The 24,245-nt window shown below is 40.9% G+C and carries 22 protein-coding genes and 2 pseudogenes; 21 read left to right on the top strand and 3 right to left on the bottom strand.

Features of this window, described 5'->3' with window-relative positions; all coding sequences use genetic code 11:
• Nucleotides 1-47 precede the first annotated feature (47 nt).
• The 8 genes and pseudogenes from O3636_RS08880 (at nucleotide 48) to purH (ending at nucleotide 9,737) form a co-directional block, all read left to right on the top strand.
• Entirely contained in the window at nucleotides 48-3,773 is a 3,726-nt protein-coding gene (locus O3636_RS08880) for a phosphoribosylformylglycinamidine synthase (RefSeq protein ID WP_371642735.1), read from the top strand.
• Between the two features lie 93 nt (nucleotides 3,774-3,866).
• On the top strand, nucleotides 3,867-5,309 hold the full coding sequence (gene purF, locus O3636_RS08875) for an amidophosphoribosyltransferase (protein WP_261026675.1): 1,443 nt from the start codon (nucleotides 3,867-3,869) through the stop codon (nucleotides 5,307-5,309).
• A 40-nt stretch (nucleotides 5,310-5,349) separates the two neighbouring features.
• Nucleotides 5,350-6,372, top strand: coding sequence for a phosphoribosylformylglycinamidine cyclo-ligase (purM, locus tag O3636_RS08870; protein WP_371642733.1), 1,023 nt, complete (start codon nucleotides 5,350-5,352; stop codon nucleotides 6,370-6,372).
• Complete coding sequence (gene purN / locus O3636_RS08865) at nucleotides 6,369-6,920, top strand: phosphoribosylglycinamide formyltransferase (protein WP_261026671.1); 552 nt, start codon at nucleotides 6,369-6,371, stop codon at nucleotides 6,918-6,920. Before purM ends, purN begins: the two co-directional genes overlap by 4 nt.
• Nucleotides 6,921-6,964: 44 nt before the next feature.
• Nucleotides 6,965-7,429 (top strand): GNAT family N-acetyltransferase, encoded by a 465-nt coding sequence (locus tag O3636_RS08860; RefSeq protein ID WP_224219046.1) that lies wholly within the window; start codon nucleotides 6,965-6,967, stop codon nucleotides 7,427-7,429.
• Nucleotide 7,430: 1 nt separating this feature from the next.
• Nucleotides 7,431-7,584: pseudogene (locus tag O3636_RS08855) on the top strand (bifunctional phosphoribosylaminoimidazolecarboxamide formyltransferase/IMP cyclohydrolase); the annotation flags it as partial.
• A 71-nt stretch (nucleotides 7,585-7,655) separates the two neighbouring features.
• Nucleotides 7,656-8,165: a VanZ family protein gene (locus tag O3636_RS08850; RefSeq protein WP_224219047.1), complete on the top strand. Its 510-nt coding sequence runs from the start codon at nucleotides 7,656-7,658 to the stop codon at nucleotides 8,163-8,165.
• A gap of 24 nt (nucleotides 8,166-8,189) precedes the next feature.
• Complete coding sequence (purH, locus tag O3636_RS08845; RefSeq protein WP_000166534.1) at nucleotides 8,190-9,737, top strand: bifunctional phosphoribosylaminoimidazolecarboxamide formyltransferase/IMP cyclohydrolase; 1,548 nt, start codon at nucleotides 8,190-8,192, stop codon at nucleotides 9,735-9,737.
• A gap of 161 nt (nucleotides 9,738-9,898) precedes the next feature.
• On the opposite strand, the gene O3636_RS08840 is transcribed toward purH, so the two are convergent.
• Nucleotides 9,899-10,900 (bottom strand): hypothetical protein, encoded by a 1,002-nt coding sequence (locus O3636_RS08840; RefSeq protein WP_001067124.1) that lies wholly within the window; start codon nucleotides 10,898-10,900, stop codon nucleotides 9,899-9,901.
• The gene (locus O3636_RS08835; RefSeq protein ID WP_000922354.1) at nucleotides 10,893-12,080 is read right to left on the bottom strand and encodes an ATP/GTP-binding protein; all 1,188 of its coding nucleotides are present in this window, start codon (nucleotides 12,078-12,080) and stop codon (nucleotides 10,893-10,895) included. Before O3636_RS08835 ends, O3636_RS08840 begins: the two co-directional genes overlap by 8 nt.
• Nucleotides 12,081-12,138: 58 nt before the next feature.
• On the opposite strand from O3636_RS08835, the pseudogene O3636_RS08830 reads away from it, so the two are divergent.
• From O3636_RS08830 to purB, 9 genes and pseudogenes are all read left to right on the top strand, one after another.
• A pseudogene (locus O3636_RS08830) lies at nucleotides 12,139-12,477 on the top strand (IMP cyclohydrolase); the annotation flags it as partial.
• A 121-nt stretch (nucleotides 12,478-12,598) separates the two neighbouring features.
• Nucleotides 12,599-13,858 (top strand): phosphoribosylamine--glycine ligase, encoded by a 1,260-nt coding sequence (gene purD, locus O3636_RS08825; protein ID WP_000772238.1) that lies wholly within the window; start codon nucleotides 12,599-12,601, stop codon nucleotides 13,856-13,858.
• 2 nt (nucleotides 13,859-13,860) lie between these two features.
• On the top strand, nucleotides 13,861-14,319 hold the full coding sequence (locus O3636_RS08820) for a hypothetical protein (protein WP_004236913.1): 459 nt from the start codon (nucleotides 13,861-13,863) through the stop codon (nucleotides 14,317-14,319).
• 21 nt (nucleotides 14,320-14,340) lie between these two features.
• On the top strand, nucleotides 14,341-14,829 hold the full coding sequence (gene purE / locus O3636_RS08815; protein WP_000805612.1) for a 5-(carboxyamino)imidazole ribonucleotide mutase: 489 nt from the start codon (nucleotides 14,341-14,343) through the stop codon (nucleotides 14,827-14,829).
• Nucleotides 14,816-15,907, top strand: coding sequence for a 5-(carboxyamino)imidazole ribonucleotide synthase (gene purK, locus O3636_RS08810; protein ID WP_371642729.1), 1,092 nt, complete (start codon nucleotides 14,816-14,818; stop codon nucleotides 15,905-15,907). Before purE ends, purK begins: the two co-directional genes overlap by 14 nt.
• Nucleotides 15,908-15,916: 9 nt before the next feature.
• A complete protein-coding gene (locus O3636_RS08805) occupies nucleotides 15,917-16,144 on the top strand; it encodes a hypothetical protein (protein ID WP_000614697.1) in 228 nt (75 codons plus the stop codon).
• Nucleotides 16,145-16,282: 138 nt separating this feature from the next.
• Nucleotides 16,283-16,681 carry an EndoU domain-containing protein gene (locus O3636_RS08800; protein WP_001006817.1) on the top strand — a complete coding sequence of 133 codons (399 nt, stop codon included), beginning with the start codon at nucleotides 16,283-16,285 and terminating at the stop codon, nucleotides 16,679-16,681.
• Between the two features lie 10 nt (nucleotides 16,682-16,691).
• The gene (locus tag O3636_RS08795) at nucleotides 16,692-17,654 is read left to right on the top strand and encodes a hypothetical protein (protein ID WP_000667210.1); all 963 of its coding nucleotides are present in this window, start codon (nucleotides 16,692-16,694) and stop codon (nucleotides 17,652-17,654) included.
• 2 nt (nucleotides 17,655-17,656) lie between these two features.
• Entirely contained in the window at nucleotides 17,657-18,952 is a 1,296-nt protein-coding gene (gene purB, locus O3636_RS08790; protein WP_173306712.1) for an adenylosuccinate lyase, read from the top strand.
• Between the two features lie 256 nt (nucleotides 18,953-19,208).
• Here purB and O3636_RS08785 read toward each other — a convergent pair whose 3' ends face one another.
• On the bottom strand, nucleotides 19,209-19,925 hold the full coding sequence (locus O3636_RS08785) for a GntR family transcriptional regulator (RefSeq protein WP_001007194.1): 717 nt from the start codon (nucleotides 19,923-19,925) through the stop codon (nucleotides 19,209-19,211).
• A gap of 318 nt (nucleotides 19,926-20,243) precedes the next feature.
• Here O3636_RS08785 and O3636_RS08780 point away from each other — a divergent pair, with 318 nt between their 5' ends.
• Genes O3636_RS08780 through O3636_RS08765 form a run of 4 tightly spaced genes read left to right on the top strand, consistent with a single transcriptional unit; the run spans nucleotide 20,244 to nucleotide 24,239 of the window.
• On the top strand, nucleotides 20,244-22,031 hold the full coding sequence (locus tag O3636_RS08780; protein ID WP_371642726.1) for a beta-galactosidase family protein: 1,788 nt from the start codon (nucleotides 20,244-20,246) through the stop codon (nucleotides 22,029-22,031).
• A complete protein-coding gene (locus tag O3636_RS08775; protein WP_050226620.1) occupies nucleotides 22,028-22,504 on the top strand; it encodes a PTS system mannose/fructose/N-acetylgalactosamine-transporter subunit IIB in 477 nt (158 codons plus the stop codon). The genes O3636_RS08780 and O3636_RS08775 overlap by 4 nt, the downstream gene beginning before the upstream one ends.
• 27 nt (nucleotides 22,505-22,531) lie before the next feature.
• The gene (locus O3636_RS08770) at nucleotides 22,532-23,437 is read left to right on the top strand and encodes a PTS mannose/fructose/sorbose/N-acetylgalactosamine transporter subunit IIC (protein WP_050235418.1); all 906 of its coding nucleotides are present in this window, start codon (nucleotides 22,532-22,534) and stop codon (nucleotides 23,435-23,437) included.
• Nucleotides 23,424-24,239: a PTS system mannose/fructose/sorbose family transporter subunit IID gene (locus O3636_RS08765; RefSeq protein ID WP_050235419.1), complete on the top strand. Its 816-nt coding sequence runs from the start codon at nucleotides 23,424-23,426 to the stop codon at nucleotides 24,237-24,239. Before O3636_RS08770 ends, O3636_RS08765 begins: the two co-directional genes overlap by 14 nt.
• The last annotated feature ends 6 nt before the right edge of the window (nucleotides 24,240-24,245 follow it).

Raw genomic sequence — 24,245 nt, 5'->3', positions numbered from 1 at the left:
CGTCGTTTGGGAATATTGCAAGAGCTGAAATAAAGGAATAAAAATTGATGGATAAACGTATTTTTGTTGAGAAAAAGGCTGATTTTCAGGTCAAGTCAGAGAGTTTGGTAAGGGAGCTCCAGCATAACTTGGGACTTTCAAGCTTGAAAAGTATTCGTATTGTGCAGGTTTATGATGTCTTTGATTTGGCGGAGGACTTGTTTGCACCTGCAGAGAAACACATTTTCTCTGAGCAGGTGACGGATCATGTCTTGGACGAAGCGGCTGTGCAGGTGGATCTTGCCAACTATGCATTCTTTGCCATTGAAAGTCTACCAGGACAGTTTGACCAGCGTGCAGCTTCTTCACAGGAAGCCTTGCTTTTGCTGGGAAGTTCGAGTGACGTGACAGTCAACACAGCCCAGCTTTACTTGGTCAATAAAGATATTGATACGACTGAGTTAGAAGCGGTCAAGAACTACTTGCTCAATCCAGTTGATTCTCGTTTCAAAGACATCACGACAGGGATCGCCAAGCAGGAATTTTCAGAGTCAGACAAGACCATTCCAAAATTGACTTTCTTTGAAAGCTATACAGCAGAAGATTTTGCCCTCTACAAGGCCGAGCAAGGGATGGCTATGGAAGTGGATGATTTGCTTTTTATCCAAGACTACTTCAAGTCAATCGGGCGCGTGCCAACTGAGACGGAACTCAAGGTTTTGGATACTTACTGGTCTGACCACTGCCGTCACACGACTTTTGAGACTGAGTTGAAGCAGATTGATTTCTCAGCTTCTAAATTCCAAAAACAATTGCAGTCAACTTATGACAAGTATATTGCCATGCGTGATGAGTTGGGGCGTTCTGAAAAAACGCAAACCTTGATGGATATGGCAACTATTTTCGGTCGTTATGAGCGTGCTAATGGACGTTTGGATGATATGGAAGTGTCAGACGAAATCAATGCTTGCTCAGTAGAAATCGAAGTGGACGTTGATGGTGTGAAAGAACCATGGCTCCTCATGTTTAAAAACGAAACCCACAATCACCCAACGGAGATTGAGCCATTTGGTGGGGCGGCTACTTGTATCGGTGGTGCTATTCGTGACCCATTATCAGGTCGCTCATATGTTTACCAAGCTATGCGTATCTCAGGTGCTGGAGATATTACCGCACCGATTTCAGAAACTCGCGCTGGTAAATTGCCACAACAGGTCATTTCTAAGACAGCTGCTCATGGTTATTCTTCTTACGGAAACCAGATTGGGCTTGCAACAACCTACGTTCGTGAGTACTTCCACCCAGGTTTCGTTGCTAAGCGTATGGAGCTAGGTGCTGTTGTCGGTGCAGCTCCTAAGGGCAATGTTGTCCGTGAAAAACCGGAAGCGGGAGACGTGATTATCCTCCTCGGTGGTAAGACTGGACGTGACGGTGTCGGTGGTGCGACAGGTTCTTCTAAGGTTCAAACAGTTGAGTCCGTGGAAACTGCTGGAGCTGAAGTTCAAAAAGGGAATGCTATCGAAGAACGCAAGATTCAACGTCTGTTCCGTAATGGCGATGTGACTCGTCTTATCAAAAAATCAAATGATTTTGGCGCTGGTGGTGTCTGTGTGGCTATCGGTGAATTAGCAGACGGTCTTGAAATCGACCTTAACAAAGTGCCTCTTAAATACCAAGGCTTGAATGGTACAGAAATTGCCATCTCTGAATCTCAAGAACGGATGGCAGTTGTGGTTCGTCCTGAGGATGTAGATGCCTTCGTTGCTGAATGTAACAAAGAAAATATTGATGCTGTTGTCGTTGCTATAGTGACTGAAAAACCAAATCTTGTCATGCATTGGAATGGTGAAACCATCGTTGATTTGGAACGTCGTTTCCTTGATACAAACGGTGTACGTGTGGTTGTAGATGCTAAGGTGGTTGACAAGGATGTCAAGCTTCCAGAAGAACGCACAACAAGCGTAGAAACACTTGAAGCTGATACCCTTGCGGTTCTATCTGATTTGAACCATGCGAGTCAAAAAGGATTACAGACTATCTTTGACTGCTCTGTTGGACGCTCAACGGTCAATCACCCACTTGGTGGTCGTTACCAACTCACACCAACTGAGGCATCTGTGCAGAAATTGCCAGTTCAACACGGTGTGACTCATACTGCGTCAGTCATGGCTCAAGGTTTCAACCCTTATGTAGCAGAATGGTCTCCATACCACGGTGCTGCTTATGCGGTTATTGAAGCGACTGCTCGTTTGGTGGCTGCTGGTGCCAACTGGTCTAAGGCTCGTTTCTCTTACCAAGAGTACTTCGAACGCATGGACAAACAAGCTGAGCGTTTTGGTCAGCCAGTAGCTGCTCTTCTAGGTTCTATCGAAGCTCAGATTCAGCTTGGCTTGCCATCTATTGGTGGGAAGGACTCCATGTCTGGTACTTTTGAAGAATTGACCGTACCACCAACCTTGGTTGCCTTTGGGGTCACGACGGCAGATAGCCGTAATGTGCTCTCTCCAGAATTTAAAGCTGTTGGGGAAAATATCTACTACATCCCAGGTCAAGCCCTTGTTACAGAGATTGATTTTGACTTGATTAAGTCTAACTTTGCTCAGTTTGAATCCCTTCAAAAGGATCACAAAGTAACAGCAGCTTCAGCTGTCAAATACGGCGGTGTGGTTGAAAGTTTGGCACTTGCTACTTTTGGAAATCATATCGGTGCAGAGGTAATCTTGCCTGAACTTGAAAGTTCTTTGACAGCACAATTGGGCGGATTTGTCTTCACATCTCCTGAAGAAATTGCTGGAGTAGAGAAAATCGGTCAAACGAAAGCAGACTTTACACTGATTGTCAACGGTGTGAAGCTAGATGGACAGAAACTTGACAGTGCCTTTCAAGGAAAACTGGAAGAAGTTTACCCAACAGAATTTGCACAAGCCAAAGAACTGGCTGAAGTACCAGTTGTCGCTACTAACACAGTCATCCAAGCCAAAGAAAAGCTTGAAAAACCTGTGGTTTATATCCCAGTATTCCCGGGCACCAACTCAGAATATGATTCAGCTAAGGCCTTCGAAAAAGAAGGTGCAGAGGTCAACTTGGTGCCATTTGTGACCTTGAATGAAGAAGCCATTGTCAATTCAGTTGAAACTATGGTTGACAACATCGGCAAGGCTAACATTCTCTTCTTTGCAGGTGGTTTCTCAGCTGCGGACGAGCCAGATGGTTCCGCTAAGTTTATTGTCAACATCCTGCTTAATGAAAAAGTGCGTGTAGCAATTGATAGCTTTATCGCCCGTGGTGGCTTGATTATCGGTATCTGTAATGGCTTCCAGGCTTTGGTCAAATCAGGTCTTCTTCCATACGGGAACTTTGAAGATGCCAGCAGTACTAGCCCAACCCTCTTCTACAATGATGCCAACCAACACGTGGCCAAGATGGTGGAAACTCGGATTGCCAATACCAACTCACCATGGTTAGCTGGGGTGCAAGTGGGCGATATCCACGCTATTCCTGTTTCACACGGTGAAGGGAAGTTTGTCGTGACGGCTGAGGAATTCGCTGAACTCCGTGACAATGGTCAAATCTTTAGCCAATACGTTGACTTTGATGGCAAGCCAAGCATGGATTCTAAGTATAATCCGAATGGTTCTGTCCATGCCATCGAAGGAATTACCAGCAAGAACGGCCAAATCATCGGTAAGATGGGCCACTCAGAACGTTATGAGGATGGTCTTTTCCAAAATATCCCAGGCAATAAAGACCAGCACCTGTTCGCGTCAGCGGTTAAATACTTTACTGGAAAATAAGACTTGCAGATTTTCTAATAGATAGTATCAGTAATGTAAAAGTCATGTAGATTTAGCTCTTGGTGCTACACAAATAAAAATTAGGTATATAAAATGACATACGAAGTAAAATCTCTTAATGAAGAATGTGGTGTTTTCGGTATCTGGGGACATCCAGATGCTGCTAAATTGACCTATTTTGGTCTCCACAGTCTTCAACACCGTGGTCAGGAGGGGGCAGGAATCCTCTCCAATGATCAGGGACAATTGAAGCGCCATCGTGACATGGGGCTTTTATCAGAAGTGTTCAGAAATCCTGCTAATTTGGATAAATTAACTGGAACTGGTGCGATTGGTCACGTGCGTTATGCGACTGCTGGCGAAGCTTCTGTAGATAACATCCAGCCTTTCCTCTTTCGATTCCATGATATGCAGTTTGGTTTGGCTCATAATGGAAATCTGACCAATGCAGCCTCTCTCAAGAAAGAACTGGAACAAAGAGGCGCGATTTTCAGCGCGACTTCGGACTCGGAAATCTTGGCCCACCTCATTCGTCGCAGTCATAATCCTAGCCTGATGGGCAAAATTAAGGAAGCGCTCAGCCTTGTCAAAGGTGGTTTTGCCTATATCTTGCTGTTTGAGGATAAGTTGATTGCGGCTCTTGACCCCAATGGTTTCCGTCCGCTTTCTATCGGGAAAATGGGTAATGGAGCAGTGGTGGTTTCTTCTGAAACCTGCGCTTTTGAAGTCATTGGTGCTGAGTGGATTCGTGATTTAAAGCCAGGTGAGATTGTGATCATTGATGACAAGGGTATCCAGTATGACAGCTATACAGACGATACCCAGTTGGCGATTTGCTCTATGGAGTATATCTATTTTGCTCGCCCTGATTCTAATATCCACGGTGTCAATGTCCATACGGCACGTAAGAGAATGGGGGCTCAACTAGCGCGTGAATTCAAGCATGAGGCGGATATCGTGGTCGGTGTGCCAAATTCTTCACTCAGCGCGGCTATGGGATTTGCGGAAGAATCCGGGCTACCAAATGAAATGGGCCTCATCAAGAACCAATACACCCAACGTACCTTTATCCAACCGACTCAAGAATTGCGGGAGCAAGGGGTGCGGATGAAACTCTCTGCTGTTTCAGGCGTTGTAAAAGGCAAGCGTGTGGTTATGATTGATGACTCTATTGTACGTGGAACAACCTCTCGTCGGATCGTTCAGCTCTTGAAAGAAGCGGGTGCGACTGAGGTTCACGTTGCTATTGGCAGTCCAGCGCTAGCTTATCCATGTTTCTACGGGATTGATATCCAAACCCGTCAGGAGCTGATTGCAGCTAATCATACTGTTGAAGAAACGCGTCAAATCATTGGTGCGGACAGTCTGACTTATCTTTCTGTTGAGGGCTTGATTGAGTCAATTGGGATTGAAACGGATGCGCCAAATGGCGGTCTCTGTGTCGCTTATTTTGATGGTGACTATCCAACAACTCTCTACGACTACGAAGAAGACTATCGTAGAAGTTTGGAAGAAAAGACCAGTTTTTACAAATAGACAATAGATTCTCCATTAAAGGAAAGGAAGAGGAGACAAAATGACAAATAAAAATGCATACGCTCAATCTGGTGTGGATGTTGAAGCGGGTTATGAAGTTGTTGAACGGATTAAAAAGCACGTGGCTCGTACGGAGCGTGCAGGTGTCATGGGAGCTCTGGGTGGCTTTGGTGGTATGTTTGACCTTTCAAAGACTGGGGTTAAAGAACCCGTCTTGATTTCAGGAACTGATGGTGTCGGAACCAAGCTCATGCTGGCTATCAAGTACGACAAGCACGATACCATCGGTCAGGACTGTGTGGCCATGTGTGTCAATGATATCATCGCTGCAGGTGCGGAGCCTCTCTATTTCCTCGACTATGTGGCGACAGGGAAGAATGAACCAGCTAAGCTAGAACAAGTGGTTGCTGGTGTGGCTGAAGGTTGTGTGCAAGCTGGTGCAGCCCTCATCGGTGGTGAAACAGCTGAAATGCCGGGCATGTACGGCGAAGATGACTATGACTTGGCTGGTTTTGCGGTCGGGGTGGCTGAAAAATCTCAAATTATTGACGGCTCAAAGGTGGCAGAGGGAGATATTCTGCTCGGACTTGCTTCAAGTGGGATTCATTCCAATGGTTACTCTCTCGTCCGTCGCGTTTTTGCGGATTTCACAGGTGAGGAAGTCCTGCCAGAATTGGAAGGCAAGAAACTCAAGGAAGTTCTTCTTGAGCCGACTCGTATCTATGTCAAGGCTGTCTTGCCGCTCATCAAAGAAGAGTTGGTAAACGGCATTGCCCACATCACTGGTGGTGGCTTTATCGAAAATGTCCCTCGTATGTTTGCAGCTGAATTGGCTGCTGAGATTGAAGAAGACAGGGTTCCAGTGCTTCCAATCTTCAAAGCTCTTGAAAAATATGGTAAAATCAAACATGAAGAAATGTTTGAAATCTTCAATATGGGTGTGGGACTTATGCTGGCAGTTAGCCCTGAAAATGTAAGTCGTGTCAAGGAATTGTTGGATGAACCAGTCTATGAAATCGGTCGTATCGTCAAGAAAGAAAACGAAAGTGTCATCATCAAATGAAAAAAATAGCGATTTTTGCCTCTGGTAATGGCTCAAATTTTCAGGTGATAGCGGAACAATTTCCAGTAGAGTTTGTCTTTTCAGACCATCGTGACGCCTATGTGCTCGAACGTGCAGACAAGCTCGGCGTTCTGTCCTATGCTTTTGAACTCAAGGAGTTTGAGAGCAAGGCAGACTACGAAGCAGCCATTGTCGAACTCTTGGAAGAACATCAGATTGACTTGGTTTGCCTAGCAGGCTACATGAAAATCGTTGGGCCAACCTTATTGGCGGCTTATGAAGGTCGGATTGTCAACATTCATCCAGCCTACCTGCCAGAATTTCCAGGAGCTCATGGGATTGAAGATGCTTGGAATGCTGGCGTTGCTGAGAGTGGCGTTACCATTCACTGGGTGGATTCAGGTGTGGATACAGGCAAGGTTATCAAACAAGTACGTGTACCACGGCTGGCTGATGATACCATAGCCAGCTTTGAAGAACGTATTCATGCCACCGAGTATCAGCTCTATCCTCAAGTGTTGGAGAGTTTAGGGGTGGGTAGAAGATAAGAAGTAAATCAAGTTTTGATTTTGCAATATTGCTAGTAGAAAAAATGATTGAGATAAAATTAGTAGATGAGAGCAGTTTTCAGGCAGTGCTGGATTTGAAAATATCTGAAGCTGATGAACGAGCACGTTTCGTGTCTCCAAATGTACGCTCTTTAGCTGACGCATGGCTCTACCGAGAGAATGGGGATGTGTTTCCAATGGCAATTTATTGGAATGAGCTTGTAGTTGGTTTTCTCCTGTTGGAAATAGATAAGGATGAAGAGGAATACTTTATCTGGCGGATAATGATTGGTCAGCAGTACCAAGGAAGAGGTCATGGTCGAAAAGCCTTGGAAGTTCTGATCAAAAAGGCTCAGATGGATATCGCTTGCAATCATATTATTGCAGATTATGTGGTTGGAAATGAAAAAATGAAGCACCTGCTGACTAGTCTTGGTTTTCAGGAAACAGGATTTATAGAAGAAAATAACGAAGTCGCTATGCGTTTGGACCTAAAGAAAGAGGAATAGAATGACGAAAAAAGCCCTAATCAGCGTCTCAGACAAAGCGGGCATTGTTGAATTTGCCCAAGAACTCAAAAAAACTTGGTTGGGAGATTATCTCGACAGGTGGAACTAAGGTTGCCCTTGATAATGCTGGGGTGGAAACCATTGCCATTGATAATTCATATGATATCTTTGATTTTAAATTGGAGTCAGTGCTTGTTGAAGACGGCTTCAAACGGAGGTATTTGTAATGTTAGAATCTAAAAAAACAACTCGATATGTATTTTATATCTATCTGATGTTATTAACTTGGGGAATCTTATTTAAGTTTGAAACTAATCCTGAATTTATAGCATTTTTCTTAGCTCCAAGGTACATCAATTGGATTCCATTTTCAGAACCACTAATAGTAGATGGAAAAATTGTTTTTGCTGAAATGTTATTTAATCTGATTTCCTTTATTCCATTAGGTGTTTGTTTCCCTCTGATAAAAACTAATTTATCTAGTTTAAAAATAGTCGGGACAGGTTTCTTGATTAGTTTATTGTTTGAGTGCTTACAGTATATTTTAGCAATAGGTATAACAGATATAACGGATTTGACTTTAAATACGCTAGGTGTTTGTGTAGGCTTACTGATTTATCAAATTTTTATAAGAGTGTTCAAATCACAGACTAGAAAATGGGTCAATATCTTAGGTATGCTTAGCCTTGGTTTTGCTTATTTTGTTTTACTGTTACTGCATTTAATTGATGTTTAACTAATGATTAAAAAGGAGAATATAATGACTAAACGCGCCTTAATCAGCGTCTCAGACAAAGCGGGCATTGTTGAATTTGCCCAAGAACTTAAAAAACTTGGTTGGGATATTATCTCGACAGGTGGGACAAAGGTTGCCCTTGATAATGCTGGGGTAGATACCATTGCGATTGATGATGTGACCGGTTTTCCAGAAATGATGGACGGTCGTGTCAAGACCCTTCATCCAAATATCCACGGTGGACTCCTCGCTCGTCGTGACTTGGATAGTCACCTGGAAGCGGCCAAAGACAATCAAATCGAGCTCATTGACCTTGTAGTGGTCAATCTCTATCCCTTTAAAGAAACGATTCTCAAACCAGATGTGACTTATGCTGATGCGATGGAGAATATCGATATCGGCGGGCCATCTATGCTTCGTTCAGCAGCGAAGAATCATGCCAGCGTAACAGTTGTTGTAGACCCTGTTGACTATGATGTGGTGCTTAACGAATTGTCAGCCAACGGCGAAACGACTTACGAAACCCGTCAACGTCTGGCAGCTAAGGTTTTCCGTCACACAGCGGCTTATGATGCCTTGATTGCAGAATATTTCACAGCTCAAGTGGGCGAAAGCAAACCTGAAAAGTTAACCTTGACCTATGACCTCAAACAAGCCATGCGCTATGGGGAAAATCCTCAACAGGATGCCGATTTCTACCAAAAAGCTTTGCCAACGGACTATTCAATTGCTTCAGCCGAACAGCTCAATGGGAAAGAATTGTCATTCAACAATATCCGTGACGCTGATGCGGCCATTCGTATCATCCGTGACTTCAAAGACCGTCCAACCGTTGTGGCTCTCAAACATATGAACCCATGTGGAATCGGTCAGGCTGATGACATTGAGACTGCTTGGAACTACGCTTATGAGTCTGACCCAGTGTCTATCTTTGGTGGTATCGTTGTTCTCAACCGTGAGGTGGATGCTGCGACAGCTGAGAAGATGCACGGTGTTTTCCTTGAAATCATCATTGCACCAAGCTATACGGATGAAGCGCTAGCCATTTTGACCAACAAAAAGAAAAACTTGCGCATCCTTGCCTTGCCATTTGATGCTCAAGAGGCTAGCGAGGTGGAAGCAGAATACACAGGTGTAGTTGGTGGACTTCTGGTGCAAAATCAAGATGTGGTCAAGGAAAGCCCAGCCGATTGGCAAGTGGTGACCAAACGCCAACCAACTGAGACAGAAGCGACAGCTCTTGAGTTTGCTTGGAAGGCTATTAAATACGTCAAATCAAACGGAATCATTGTAACCAACGACCACATGACACTGGGTGTTGGTCCAGGTCAGACTAACCGTGTGGCTTCTGTTCGCATCGCTATTGACCAAGCTAAAGACCGTCTGGACGGCGCTGTGCTTGCTTCGGATGCCTTCTTCCCATTTGCGGATAACGTGGAAGAAATCGCCAAAGCAGGTATCAAGGCGATAATCCAGCCGGGTGGGTCCGTCCGTGACCAAGAATCCATCGAAGCAGCGAACAAGTATGGCTTGACTATGGTCTTCACAGGCGTGAGACATTTTAGACATTAAGAACGTGAGGGTGGGCGACAACCCCATTTCAGAAGAAAATGAAGCAAGTTTACACATAACAAAACGCATATTACCAAGGTTCATGTCCTGGTATTATGCGTTTTTTAATTTAAAGACTTTTAGCCCAGTCTCATGTTTTGGATTATATGAGAGGGAGAAGATTAATCATTTAGTAATGTTGAATTATATTCTGCTATAAATAGTAGAAAAGTATTTATTGTCCATAGTTTGTTATCTTTAAACATTTCATTTTGGATGGTTAATAATATTGGATATTCGAAGTCATTAATTGGTTGTAAATTACGATATTCGTATTCAGATAAAATATGTGTTGGACAGGGATAAGTTATAATGCGTTTGTATTTTAAAATTTGTAATTTTACAATTCTCTTAAGTAATCTTTTTATGTAGATATTATAAGAAAATTCACCATTGAAGTAGGTTTCAAAATTTTTATATAGATAACAGTTTAAATTTTCCTTTTTCTTGTCATCTATATTTAATTCATTGCATATTTCTTTTAGAGACTCAGAACTGTAGCAGTTTAATATTTTAGAAACTGTATCGTGTTGCAATATTGCAGAGCTACCTAGAATACTTTCTAATCGTTTTGGAATGATGAAAGGGATTTGGAATAATTTGTAAAGTTCATTATTTTTAACACTTGCTTTATATTCCTTACCCGTCACAATTTTATTTAAATATTTATTTAGAAATTGTAAGTCATTATTGATTTCTAAATCAAAATAAGATTCAACCATTGGGTAATTTATATAGAGTTGGCCATTATTGGTTACATCGCTGAAATATTTTTGTAATCGTTGTATCTTGTATATAGAAAAGTTGGGATCTTGTGCTTCGTAATCAAAAATTAAAAAAATATTTTTATAATTTCTTTTTCTACCGATAGATTCAAATCTTTGAGAATCATATTTATTTAAAACAAAAGGTAAATCCACATCATTGGAGGGAACATCCCATTCCTCTCCATATTCTTCTTGAATTTTCTGGTATAATTGGTAAATATTTGTGCCAAAAATATGTATATTCTCTTCAGTAATACTAAGTTCAGGGAAAACTTCGATAATAAGTTTAAAAAGTTCATTTTTTTCATGATGGCCTTCGACTATGAAAAGGGTTTGACCTCGTGTTACATTATTCATATTCAACAAACTCTCCGCTAATGTACATCTTTTCTAAATTATGCCCCTCTCGTAATTCTCGCTTAGTTGCTTTGTTTAAAGGTGTTATAAATCCTTTTTGAGATAAAATGAACAAGCAGTCGGGTCTAAATAACTCATTAGACATAATATTTGTATCGTGGGTAGTCAAAATGATTTGGGTGTATGGAAATATTTTTTTTAAATGACGTATCAAATTTTCAGAAAGTTCGTAATGATAAAAAGCATCAAATTCGTCGAAAAATAAAAATTTAGGAGGATTACTGACTTTGAAGTGCTCAAAGATATAGAGGATTCTAAAATAGAATTTGGCCAAAGCCAATGTTCCACTAGATGCTTCTCTAAAGAACGGAACATTTTTATTTTTATAAACAAAACAAAGCATATCGTCCCCATCTATTTGTTCTATTGAATCTAAGTGACAGTTTATACCCATGCTATTAAGAAATGCTTCCAGTCCTTTTGCTGTCTCTTTGTGATCAAGTGTACGCTGGAACCAACGATTTATAAAATGTTTCGGGGCTTCATGATTAATAAGCACCATGTTTCGTATAAATGTTCGGAGATATGTGAGAATAGAATCATCTGACTTAGAGGTGTTAGTTATCAGCCATGTTAAAAAAGATCTGTTTTCTCCGTCTAAATCTTGCTTGTCACTTGAAACCTGATCTCGATAATTATCTATTAGTATGTTGAAATCGTTGTTTATGATACCTAGTTTATTGGCTATGTCCTCCACAGCATTATATGATATTGGGTCAGTAGACAAATTTATTTTCCAAACTAATTCGTCATTTATAGATAGTGATTCTGTTTGTATAATCTGATATTCATTTTTTGTATAAATATATTTAATTTCATCGTTATTATGTAAAAATATATAACAAAAAGTAGCAATAGCGTTGTCAGAGTTGTTATTTAAAAAAGATGTTAAATTTTGATCATCAATTAAGGACCTACTGGAAAGATTTTTGGTAATATCAAATAATGCTAAACCTAAATTGGATTTTCCTGTAGCATTTCTACCATAGATAAGTACTTTACTCAAAAAATTATTTGATAAGCAGTCCTCATTAAATTTATAACCTCCGACTTGTGAAAAGTTAATTGAGATTTCATTTTCAAAGTTTTTATAATTCTTTACTGAAAAGTATTTTAGCATTTGTCAATCCTCCTATTAGGATTATTATATCACAAAAAACAATTTCCGTAAAAAAATTACGGCTCTTGAGTTCGCTTGGAAAGCCATCAAGTACGTCAAATCAAACGGTATCATCGTAACCAAAGACCATATGACACTTGGTATTGGTCCAGGTCAAACCAACCGTGTGGCTTCAGTCCGTATTGCCATTGACCAAGCTAAAGACCGTCTTGACGGTGCTGTCCTTGCTTCGGATGCCTTCTTCCCATTTGCCGATAACGTGGAAGAAATCGCTAAAGCAGGTATTAAGGCTATCATCCAGCCAGGTGGATCGGTCCGTGATCAGGAATCCATCGAAGCTGCTGACAAATACGGCTTGACTATGGTCTTCACAGGAGTGAGACATTTTAGACATTAAGAAAATAAAAGGGAAGAAAACAGTTTCTTTCCTTTTTTGCGTAAAAATGCGGAGCAAAACAAGATTAAAACGAACATTTGTGATATAATGTTATTAAATAATTCGCAAAAGAGGTTGAGAAATGAAGCTGTTAGTTGTCGGTTCGGGTGGTCGTGAACATGCGATTGCTAAGAAGTTGCTTGAATCAAAAGACGTTAAAAAGGTCTTTGTAGCTCCTGGGAATGATGGGATGACTCTGGATGGTCTGGAATTGGTAAATACCTCTATTTCCGAACATTCTAAATTGATTGACTTCGCAAAGGCCAACGATATTGCTTGGACCTTTATCGGTCCAGATGATGCCCTTGCTGCTGGTATCGTGGATGATTTTAACCAAGCTGGTCTCAAAGCCTTTGGTCCGACAAGATTGGCGGCAGAGCTAGAGTGGTCCAAGGATTTTGCCAAGGAAATCATGGTCAAATACGGCGTTCCGACAGCAGCCTATTGCACATTCTCAGATTTCGAGGAAGCCAAGGCCTATATCGAAAAGCAGGGTGCGCCTATCGTAGTCAAGGCGGATGGCTTGGCGCTTGGGAAGGGTGTCGTCGTTGCTGAGACAGTTGAGCAAGCGGTCGAAGCAGCTCATGAGATGCTTTTGGACAATAAATTTGGTGACTCAGGTGCGCGTGTAGTTATTGAGGAATTCCTTGAAGGAGAGGAATTTTCACTATTTGCCTTTGTCAATGGCGACAAGTTCTATATCATGCCGACAGCGCAAGACCACAAACGTGCCTATGATGGCGATAAGGGGCCTAACACTGGTGGGATGGGTGCCTATGCGCCAGTTCCACACTTGCCACAGAGTGTGGTTGATACAGCGGTTGACACGATTGTCAAGCCAGTCCTCGAAGGGATGATCAAAGAAGGTCGTCCGTATCTTGGTGTCCTTTACGCAGGGCTTATCTTGACAGCGGACGGTCCTAAGGTTATCGAGTTCAACGCTCGTTTTGGAGATCCTGAAACACAGATTATCTTGCCTCGTTTGACATCTGACTTTGCGCAAAATATTATTGATATTTTGGAAGGTAAAGAACCAGCCATCACTTGGACGGACAAGGGTGTGACTCTGGGTGTGGTTGTCGCATCCAACGGTTACCCGCTAGAATATGAAAAAGGTGTCAAGTTGCCAGCCAAGACAGAAGAAGACACTATCACCTATTATGCAGGGGCTAAGTTTGCGGAAAATAGCAGAGCACTGCTATCAAACGGTGGCCGTGTTTATATGCTGGTTACCACAGCAGCCACCGTCAAAGAAGCTCAAAACATTATCTACAGCGAACTTAACAAACAAAAAACAGAAGGACTCTTCTACCGAACAGATATCGGAAGTAAGGGAGTATGAATATGATTGTAAAATTAAGTATTATAATATCGTTGCTAACAGCCTTAGTTGCGGTATGGAACAGTTGGTTCACAATAAAATCATTTAATGAGACACGTAAATACGATGTCAAAAAAATGAGATATGAAAAATTATACGTCTATTATATGGAGTATATCTCAAGAAAAGAAAAATTAAATTTTTTGTCTTCGACAGATACAATCAACACATTGAATTATATATTTAGTGTTTATGATAATATTAAATTTTTAATGGATAAAGAAATTTCAGATAACCTCAATATTCTTCAAAATAATCTTGAAAAAGAGCGTAATCAATTTTTATCAGATTTTGATAAAATGAAATTGGACGAAAGAAGTAGAAGATTGGATGAGTTGATACAGGCTTCTAAAAGCTTTAACAGGGAATTTAAGAAATATTATCAGCTTCAACTATCAAAAGATTATAATAAATTAGTTTAAAAAGAGAGAAATTAAGAAAATATGAAACCCGTAATTTCCATTATCATGGGCTCAAAATCCGACTGGGCAACCATGCAAAAAACCGCCGAAGTCCTAGACCGCTTCAGCGTTGATTACGAAAAGAAGGTTGTATCTGCCCACCGCACGCCAGACATTATGTTCAAGCATGCAGAAGAAGCCCGTAGCCGTGGCATCAAGGTCATCATCGCAGGTGCAGGTGGCGCAGCTCATTTGCCAGGTATGGTCGCAGCTAAAACAACCCTTCCAGTCATTGGTGTGCCCGTAAAATCGCGTGCCCTTAGTGGTGTGGACTCGCTCTACTCTATCGTCCAGATGCCAGGTGGAGTGCCTGTAGCAACTATGGCTATCGGTGAAGCAGGTGCGACCAACGCTGCCCTCTTTGCCCTTCGTCTCCTATCAGTAGAGGATCAGGCTATCGCGACAGCTTTGGCAGATTTTGCAGAAGAACAAGGAAAAATCGCAGAGGAGTCAACAAATGAGCTCATCTAAAATAATCGGAATTATCGGTGGTGGCCAGCTGGGTCAGATGATGGCCATTTCTGCTATCTACATGGGCCACAAGGTTATCGCGCTGGATCCTGCTACGGATTGCCCAGCCTCTAGCGTGGCGGAGATCATAGTGGCTCCTTATAATGATGTGGATGCTCTTCGTCAGCTGGCAGAGCGCTGTGATGTTCTTACCTATGAATTTGAAAATGTCGACGCTGACGGTTTGGATGCCGTTATCAAGGATGGGCAACTCCCTCAAGGAACAGATCTGCTCCGCATTTCGCAAAATCGTATTTTTGAAAAGGACTTTCTCTCAAATAAGGCACAAGTCACTGTAGCACCTTACAAGGTTGTGAATTCTAGCCAAGACTTGGCAGATATTGACCTATCGAAAAACTATGTCCTTAAGACTGCGACAGGTGGATACGATGGCCATGGACAAAAGGTCATTCGCTCGGCAGAAGACTTGGAAGAAGCCCATGCACTAGCTGACTTAGCCGACTGCGTTTTGGAAGAATTTGTCAACTTTGACATTGAAATCTCTGTTATCGTTTCTGGAAATGGTCAGGACGTGACGGTTTTCCCAGTTCAGGAAAATATCCACCGTAACAACATCCTATCTAAGACCATTGTGCCTGCTCGCATTTCAGAAAATCTAGCAGAAAAAGCCAAAGCCATGGCAGTGCGAATCGCAGAACAACTGAACTTGTCTGGAACACTTTGTGTGGAAATGTTTGCGACTGCTGATGACATCATTGTTAATGAAATTGCGCCACGTCCACACAATTCTGGTCACTACTCGATTGAAGCCTGTGATTTCTCTCAATTTGATACCCATATCTTGGGCGTTCTCGGAGCACCATTGCCAGCTATCTACCTGCATGCGCCAGCTGTCATGCTCAATGTTCTCGGCCAGCATATCGAGGTCGCTGAAAAATATGTCACAGAAAATCCAAGCGCCCACCTCCACATGTATGGTAAAATAGAAGCAAAGCACAACCGCAAGATGGGACATGTGACATTGTTTAGTGATGTGCCGGATGAGGCTGGGGAATTTGGGAAAGGGATTGATTTTTAGGACAAGTCTATGATTCAAATCATCGTTAACGCATTTGTTGAAAAGGATAAGACTGGAGCAGTCGTTGAAGTCTTGTATGCTAGTAGTGATCACGAAAAGGTAAAGGCTAAATATGAAGAACTAGTTGCACAATACCCTGAAAACTATTTAGCTATCTACGATCTACCGCTGGATACAGATTTGAACACCCTAGATCATTATCCATCTGTATGGGTTGGGAAAGAAGAGTTTGAGTGAGTAAGACAGGATTTAATTACAAGGTTCGTTGTCTTATCCTTTAAAGGTTGCCTAGTCTTGTTGTAGAGGATAAAGTCAGCAAGAGAAGACACTCGACTACTGCTAGAAGAGATTGATTGTAAAAGGGAACAGTGACTTATGAATGAGGTTACAAATAATTATAGTTTGTCAAGTAGAGCATTGGAACACGTATTTTTAGGAGAAATAAGTAGAGCTGGCTCTCCTAAAGGGTATCATTGTAATAGAAATCTTGGAGATGAAAATGCAGAGGTTCTTCCGGATACAAAAGCAATAATTAGTGGTAATATTTTTGAATATATGGTACGTAGCAAAAACACTCATATTCTAAAGGAATCCAACCGAGGGTATTCAACTTTTTTTCCAGAGACTTGGTCTAGACAGCAGGTTTTAGATATGATAGAACACTCATGTCGATTAGTCGATCCAACTAGTGGTGTTTATATTTGTAATAACATTCTTGTTAAAATTGTAAAAAGAAATAGGAATATAATAACATTTTATCCAGTTCGTGAATAGTAGGTGGGAAATGAAGTTTGAACATAAAGTATTACGTATAGAGGAAATAGATGGCTATTGGCTAACATTGGTTCCAAGAAAAGAATTTGACGAGCAGAAAGTTACGGATTTATCGTGTAAAGCTATAGTTTCTGATATACGTGAAAAGTACTTTTTATTTTTAAAGAGACCCTTTAAAGAAGAATTGAATGTATATGTATTTTACAAAGGGGATTCAATTTTAATTATAGTAAATAAAATTGAAAATGAAGTTTATTTTTTTGAAAGATATCATGAAGATATTGACGAAGAATTCGAAAAACAATTTTCAACCTTAATTAGTATTCAAAAGGTATATAGAATATTTGAAAAATTGAATTTACGTGCATTATTAAAAGAAGATTTCAAAGGTACTGGTAATATAAAAAAATTAGAAAAATATATTAATTTTTATTGTAATGTTGATTCGACTTTTTTTGAACCGTTCAATATCTTAATTGCTCTTCTCAAAGAAAAAATTGAATTTACAAAAACTAAAGAATATACTTTGCCAATTTCACCGTATAAGATTGAAGAAGCGTATTATCAAATTATTGAAAGTTATAAAAACTATTGTCAGAAAAGTATCTTAAAACTTTTAAATTCGAACATTCCCCATCAAAAAGAAAAGTGGACAGAATGGGAGGAGGCATTAAGCGATTGGAAGGATTTTTATAATTCAAATCAATTTTTTCAGGGAAACGAGGTACTTATAGAAAGATATAGGGAAAACGAATATCTTAATGATTTCAAAATTCAATGTAAATCTAGGGGAATTAATACAAATTACGGAGAAGATGTATTAAAAAATACGATTTCAAGAATTATTGAGATTATATCATATAAGAAAGGTGTAAATATTGAAACAGTAGAACTTTCGCTGAAAAAAACAATCGGAGTTAAGAAAAAAGATGAACTTAACAGTTTTTTGATAAATAATATTATAGGAGAATAAACATGATCAACCGTTACTCTCGCCCTGAGATGGCGAACATTTGGAGTGAAGAAAATAAATACCGTGCTTGGCTTGAGGTGGAAATCTTGGCTGACGAGGCCTGGGCTGAGTTGGGGGAAATCCCTAAGGAAGATGTGGCTTTGATTCGTGAGAAAGCGGACTTTGACATCGACCGTATTTTGGAGATTGAGCAGGAGACTCGTCACGATGTGGTTGCCTTCACACGTGCAGTTTCTGAGACGCTTGGTGAAGAGCGCAAGTGGGTCCACTATGGTTTGACTTCTACTGACGTGGTGGATACTGCTTATGGTTACCTTTATAAGCAGGCCAACGACATCATCCGTCGTGACCTTGAAAACTTCACCAACATCATCGCTGACAAGGCTAAGGAGCACAAGTTCACTATCATGATGGGGCGTACTCACGGTGTGCACGCTGAGCCGACAACCTTTGGTCTTAAATTGGCCACTTGGTACAGCGAAATGAAGCGCAATATCGAGCGTTTCGAGCATGCGGCTGCTGGTGTGGAAGCTGGTAAGATTTCTGGTGCGGTTGGGAACTTTGCTAATATCCCTCCATTTGTAGAGCAATACGTCTGCGACAAGCTGGGTATCCGTGCTCAAGAAATCTCTACACAAGTCCTTCCTCGTGACCTTCACGCTGAGTACTTTGCAGTTCTTGCTAGCATCGCGACTTCTATCGAGCGTATGGCGACTGAGATTCGTGGTCTTCAAAAATCTGAGCAACGCGAAGTGGAAGAATTCTTTGCCAAAGGGCAAAAAGGTTCATCTGCTATGCCTCACAAACGTAACCCTATTGGTTCTGAAAACATGACAGGTCTTGCGCGTGTTATCCGTGGTCACATGATTACGGCCTATGAGAACGTTGCTCTCTGGCACGAACGCGACATTTCCCACTCATCAGCTGAGCGTATCATCACACCAGATACGACTATTTTGATTGATTACATGCTTAACCGTTTTGGAAATATTGTCAAAAACTTGACAGTCTTCCCAGAAAATATGATCCGCAACATGAACTCGACATTTGGTTTGATTTTCAGCCAACGCGCTATGTTGACCTTGATTGAAAAAGGGATGACCCGTGAGCAAGCCTATGACTTGGTACAACCAAAAACAGCCTACTCTTGGGATAATCAAGTGGACTTCAAACCACTTCTTGAAGCAGATTCAGAAGTGACCTCACGCCTCACACAAGAGGAAATCGACGAAATCTTCAACCCTCTTTACTACACCAAACGAGTGGATGATATTTTTGAACGTCTTGGTTTAGGATAATTAAAATAAAATCGAAGTTCTATTACTCTATTTACTGGAGTAGCAGAACTTCGATTTTTCTTTTTTATTAAAGTGCTTTTGAAAAAATAACCAATATTTATAATATGTTGAATATAGAATAGTATACTGTGACTTCTAAAATATTACTAGAAATTGATTTGAATTTCCTAATCGATTTGTCCATATTCTATTTCAATCTACTATGTTATATAATAAGCATAGAAAAAGCCCAAGCGATTAGGCTTAGGCTTTCTTCTTAGTGATCACGGTCACATGAAATGAATTTGATTTTGTAGTAATCCGCTCGTTTATAAGTTTCGCTGTAAGCGAGAACCTGACCAGTAGACTCTAATTTAGTAGTCTTGGTTTGTAAAACGCTAGGGAATTGTTCATCGACTCCGAGGACTGAAGCCGCATGTTCTGGAGTTGGAAATGCTATTTCATTGATTTCTTCAAAATGTTCATCATTCATGTGGATGTGATAATCCAATTTGAAACGGTTATAGATAGAGCTATAATATTCAAGATTTGGATAATTTGCGTTGATGTATTGTTCTGGAATATAAGATGTGTGATAGATGTATACGACACCATTTGTTTCGCGTACACGTTCAATCTTGTAGTAGAATTGGTTACCGCGTAGTCCAAGTTTTTCTAAGTAGCTTAGTTTGTTTCCACGCTCAATAGAAAGGACGGTCACTTTATCATCTTTAGTTTCAAAAACTTCTACATCAGAAAACTCTACGAGTTTGTGTTTGCGTGCGCGTGAAACGAATGTACCCTTTCCTTGTTGGCGGACAATATAGCCATCTTTGGCAAGGTCGTTTAAGGCGCGGACAACTGTGATAGAACTTACATCATACATAGCGATCAATTCAGCTTCAGTGTAAAATTTATCTCCACTAGCGAATTGGCCAGAAATGATTTTGTTCTTTAATTCATCTTTTATATATTGATACTTTGGAATTGCCATAATTTCACCTCGATTTTCCTTCTCCGTTAAAGATTTTACCATAAAACCGGAAAGAATAGTAGCCTTTTGAATAAAAAAATTAGAATAATAGGCTATAAGGTTAATTTACATAAAAAATAGGAGGTTTTATACATTTTTATACATGGTGCTAAAATGTTGTTATGACTATAGATTACAAGATTTTTATAAGTTTTTTGTGTAAAATTTAGTGAAAAATGAAAAAAATTGTGAAAAGCTATTGACAAATGTGGTATATTGAGTTATATTCAATATATCAACAAATGAAAGCGTAAACTTTAGTTGTCAGAAGGTAAGAATATGACACGATTTGAGATACGAGATGATTTCTATCTCGATGGAAAATCATTTAAGATTTTATCTGGCGCCATTCATTATTTTAGGGTTCCTCCAGAAGATTGGTATCATTCGCTCTATAACTTGAAGGCTCTTGGTTTTAATACGGTAGAGACTTATGTTGCTTGGAATTTACACGAGCCTCGTGAGGGTGAGTTTCATTTTGAAGGAGCTCTGGATTTGGAGCGATTTCTACAGACAGCGCAAGATTTGGGTCTCTACGCTATCGTTCGTCCGTCACCCTTCATCTGTGCGGAGTGGGAATTCGGTGGCTTACCAGCTTGGCTCTTAACCAAAGACATGAGGATTCGTTCCTCAGATCCTGCTTATATTGAGGCTGTCGGTCGCTACTATGACCAGCTCTTGTCACGATTGGTTCCACATTTGTTGGACAATGATGGCAATATCCTTATGATGCAGGTTGAAAATGAGTATGGTTCTTATGGAGAAGATAAGGCTTATCTGAGAGCAATTCGACAGTTGATGGAAGAGCGTGGTGTAACTTGTCCCCTCTTTACATCAGATGGTCCATGGAGAGCTACTCTGAAAGCTGGAACCTTAATCGAAGATGACCTCTTTGTGACAGGGAACTTTGGTTCTAAGGCACCTTATAACTTTTCACAGATGCAGGAATTCTTTGATGAGCATGGTAAGAAATGGCCACTCATGTGTATGGAGTTCTGGGACGGCTGGTTCAACCGTTGGAAAGAACCGATTATCACACGGGATCCCAAAGAGTTGGCAGATGCAGTTCGAGAAGTTTTGGAACAAGGCTCTATCAATCTCTACATGTTCCATGGTGGTACAAACTTTGGTTTCATGAATGGTTGCTCAGCTCGAGGGACTCTGGACTTGCCACAAGTTACATCTTATGATTACGATGCTCTTCTGGATGAAGAAGGAAATCCAACTGCCAAATATTTGGCAGTCAAGAAGATGATGGCAACCCATTTCCCAGAGTATCCACAGTTGGAACCACTTTACAAAGAGAGTATGGAGTTGGATGCTATTCCACTAGTTGAAAAAGTTTCCTTGTTTGAAACCTTGGATAGCTTGTCAAGTCCGATAGAAAGTCTCTATCCTAAAAAGATGGAGGAGTTGGGACAAAGTTATGGCTACCTACTTTATCGAACAGAAACAAACTGGGATGCAGAAGAAGAAAGACTTCGTATCATTGACGGTCGAGATAGGGCTCAGCTTTATGTCGATGGTCAGTGGGTCAAAACCCAATATCAGACAGAGATTGGGGAAGATATTTTTTATCAAGGTGAAAAGAAAGCGTTATCTAGGTTAGATATTTTGGTAGAAAATATGGGGCGTGTCAACTATGGTCACAAGTTCTTAGCGGATACGCAACGTAAGGGAATTCGGACAGGGGTTTGTAAGGATTTGCATTTCTTACTAAACTGGAAACACTATCCACTCCCACTAGACAATCCTGAGAAAATTGATTTCTCAAAAGGATGGACTCAAGGACAACCAGCCTTTTACGCTTACGACTTCACAGTTGAAGTGCCAAAGGATACCTACTTAGACTTGTCTGAGTTTGGTAAGGGAGTTGCCTTTGTTAATGGCCATAACCTAGGACGTTTTTGGAACGTCGGGCCAACCCTCTCACTTTATATCCCTCACAGTTTTCTCAAAGAAGGTGCTAATCGCATCATAATTTTTGAAACAGAAGGTCAATATAAAGAAGAGATTCATTTAACTCGTAAACCTACACTAAAACACATAAAGGGGGAAAACTTATGACAATTGTAGGATGCCGTATCGATGGACGTTTGATCCACGGACAAGTAGCCAATCTTTGGGCTGGAAAACTAAATGTTTCACGCATTATGGTTGTAGACGACGAAGTTGTCAACAACGATATTGAAAAGAGTGGTTTGAAACTTGCGACACCACCAGGTGTGAAGCTCAGTATCTTGCCAGTTGAGAAAGCCGCAGCCAATATTCTTGCTGGTAAGTACGATAGCCAACGTCTCTTTATCGTGGCTCGTAAACCAGACCGTTTCCTTGGCTTGGTCGAAGCAGGTGTACCACTTGAAACCCTCAATGTTGGGAATATGTCTCAAACACCAGAAACTCGCGCCATCACACGTTCTATCAACGTAGTGGACAAGGATGTGGAAGACTTCCACAAACTGGCAGAAAAAGGTGTTAAACTTACTGCTCAAATGGTTCCAAATGATCCAATTTCAGACTTTTTGAGCTTATTAAAATAGGAAAAAATTTTTTAGGAGGTCATTGTTATGATACAATGGTGGCAAATTTTACTTCTCACTTTGTACTCAGCTTATCAAATCTGTGATGAGTTGACGATCGTTTCATCTGCAGGTTCCCCTGTATTTGCTGGTTTCATTACTGGTTTAATCATGGGAGATGTGACTACTGGTTTGCTTATCGGTGGTAACTTGCAACTGTTCGTTCTTGGGGTTGGTACCTTCGGTGGTGCTTCTCGTATCGACGCAACTTCTGGTGCGGTTCTTGCGACAGCCTTCTCTGTTTCACAAGGAATTGATGCACCGCTTGCAATTACTACAATCGCTGTACCAGTAGCAGCTCTCTTGACTTACTTCGACGTTCTTGGACGTATGACTACTACCTTCTTCGCTCACCGTGTGGATGCTGCCATCGAACGCTTTGACTATAAAGGTATTGAACGCAACTACTTGCTTGGTGCGATTCCTTGGGCTCTATCTCGTGCCCTTCCAGTCTTCTTTGCGCTTGCTTTTGGTGGTGCCTTTGTACAACATGTAGTAGACTTAGTGACAGAATACCAATGGATTGCAGATGGTTTGACACTCGCAGGACGTATGCTTCCAGGTCTTGGATTTGCAATCTTGCTTCGTTACCTTCCAGTTAAACGTAACCTTCACTATCTTGCTATGGGATTTGGTTTGACGGCTATGTTGACTGTTCTTTACTCATATGTAACAGGTCTTGGTGGCGCTGTTGCTGGTATCGTAGGTACTCTTCCTGCTGAAGTTGCTGAAAAAATTGGTTTCGTGAACAACTTCAAAGGTTTGTCTATGATTGGTATTTCTATCGTAGGTATTTTCCTTGCAGTGCTTCACTTCAAAAATAGCCAAAAAGTAGCTGTAGCAGCACCTTCTACACCATCAGAAAGTGGGGAAATCGAAGATGACGAATTCTAATTACAAACTTACAAAAGAAGATTTTAATCAAATCAACAAACGTAGCTTGTTTACTTTCCAATTAGGTTGGAACTACGAACGTATGCAAGCTTCTGGTTACCTTTACATGATCTTGCCTCAGTTGCGTAAAATGTATGGGGATGGCACTCCTGAATTGAAAGAAATGATGAAAGTTCATACTCAATTCTTCAATACTTCACCATTCTTCCATACCATTATCGCTGGTTTTGACCTTGCCATGGAAGAAAAAGATGGTGTGGGTTCAAAAGACGCCGTTAACGGTATCAAGACAGGTTTGATGGGACCATTCGCTCCTCTTGGGGATACAATCTTTGGTTCACTTGTACCTGCTATCATGGGGTCAGTCGCAGCAACTATGGCGATCGCTGGTCAACCTTGGGGTATCTTCCTTTGGATTGCAGTTGCAGTAGCGTATGATATCTTCCGTTGGAAACAGTTGGAATTTGCTTACAAAGAAGGGGTTAACCTTATCAACAACATGCAAAGTACCTTGACAGCTTTGATTGACGCTGCATCTGTACTTGGTGTCTTCATGATGGGTGCTCTTGTAGCAACAATGATTAACTTTGAAATTTCTTACAAGTTGCCAATCGGTGAAAAGATGATTGATTTCCAAGACATCTTGAACCAAATCTTCCCACGTTTGCTTCCAGCAATCTTTACTGCCTTTATCTTCTGGTTGCTTGGTAAGAAAGGTATGACTTCTACTAAAGCTATCGGTATCATTATCGCTCTTGCAGTAGGTCTTTCTGCCCTTGGTCACTTTGCATTTGGAATGTAATTCCTT

Source organism: Streptococcus sp. 27098_8_76, assembly GCF_041432315.1.
Classification (GTDB): Bacteria; Bacillota; Bacilli; order Lactobacillales; family Streptococcaceae; genus Streptococcus.
Note: the sequence above shows the minus strand (reverse complement) of the source record. Positions and strands in the feature narration are given on the sequence as shown.

Excerpts from the sequence above, each read along its gene's own strand:
- O3636_RS08805 (WP_000614697.1), top strand. The coding sequence starts at position 15,917 with ATGATTCAAATCATCGTTAACGCATTTGTTGAAAAGGATAAGACTGGA.
- purH (WP_000166534.1), top strand. The coding sequence starts at position 8,190 with ATGACTAAACGCGCCTTAATCAGCGTCTCAGACAAAGCGGGCATTGTT.
- O3636_RS08840 (WP_001067124.1), bottom strand. The coding sequence starts at position 10,900 with ATGAATAATGTAACACGAGGTCAAACCCTTTTCATAGTCGAAGGCCAT.
- purM (WP_371642733.1), top strand. The coding sequence starts at position 5,350 with ATGACAAATAAAAATGCATACGCTCAATCTGGTGTGGATGTTGAAGCG.
- O3636_RS08775 (WP_050226620.1), top strand. The coding sequence starts at position 22,028 with ATGACAATTGTAGGATGCCGTATCGATGGACGTTTGATCCACGGACAA.
- purN (WP_261026671.1), top strand. The coding sequence starts at position 6,369 with ATGAAAAAAATAGCGATTTTTGCCTCTGGTAATGGCTCAAATTTTCAG.
- O3636_RS08850 (WP_224219047.1), top strand. The coding sequence starts at position 7,656 with ATGTTAGAATCTAAAAAAACAACTCGATATGTATTTTATATCTATCTG.
- purF (WP_261026675.1), top strand. The coding sequence starts at position 3,867 with ATGACATACGAAGTAAAATCTCTTAATGAAGAATGTGGTGTTTTCGGT.
- O3636_RS08880 (WP_371642735.1), top strand. The coding sequence starts at position 48 with ATGGATAAACGTATTTTTGTTGAGAAAAAGGCTGATTTTCAGGTCAAG.
- O3636_RS08835 (WP_000922354.1), bottom strand. The coding sequence starts at position 12,080 with ATGCTAAAATACTTTTCAGTAAAGAATTATAAAAACTTTGAAAATGAA.
- purB (WP_173306712.1), top strand. The coding sequence starts at position 17,657 with ATGATCAACCGTTACTCTCGCCCTGAGATGGCGAACATTTGGAGTGAA.
- O3636_RS08765 (WP_050235419.1), top strand. The coding sequence starts at position 23,424 with ATGACGAATTCTAATTACAAACTTACAAAAGAAGATTTTAATCAAATC.
- O3636_RS08780 (WP_371642726.1), top strand. The coding sequence starts at position 20,244 with ATGACACGATTTGAGATACGAGATGATTTCTATCTCGATGGAAAATCA.
- O3636_RS08785 (WP_001007194.1), bottom strand. The coding sequence starts at position 19,925 with ATGGCAATTCCAAAGTATCAATATATAAAAGATGAATTAAAGAACAAA.
- purK (WP_371642729.1), top strand. The coding sequence starts at position 14,816 with ATGAGCTCATCTAAAATAATCGGAATTATCGGTGGTGGCCAGCTGGGT.
- purD (WP_000772238.1), top strand. The coding sequence starts at position 12,599 with ATGAAGCTGTTAGTTGTCGGTTCGGGTGGTCGTGAACATGCGATTGCT.
- O3636_RS08795 (WP_000667210.1), top strand. The coding sequence starts at position 16,692 with ATGAAGTTTGAACATAAAGTATTACGTATAGAGGAAATAGATGGCTAT.
- O3636_RS08820 (WP_004236913.1), top strand. The coding sequence starts at position 13,861 with ATGATTGTAAAATTAAGTATTATAATATCGTTGCTAACAGCCTTAGTT.
- O3636_RS08860 (WP_224219046.1), top strand. The coding sequence starts at position 6,965 with ATGATTGAGATAAAATTAGTAGATGAGAGCAGTTTTCAGGCAGTGCTG.
- purE (WP_000805612.1), top strand. The coding sequence starts at position 14,341 with ATGAAACCCGTAATTTCCATTATCATGGGCTCAAAATCCGACTGGGCA.
- O3636_RS08800 (WP_001006817.1), top strand. The coding sequence starts at position 16,283 with ATGAATGAGGTTACAAATAATTATAGTTTGTCAAGTAGAGCATTGGAA.
- O3636_RS08770 (WP_050235418.1), top strand. The coding sequence starts at position 22,532 with ATGATACAATGGTGGCAAATTTTACTTCTCACTTTGTACTCAGCTTAT.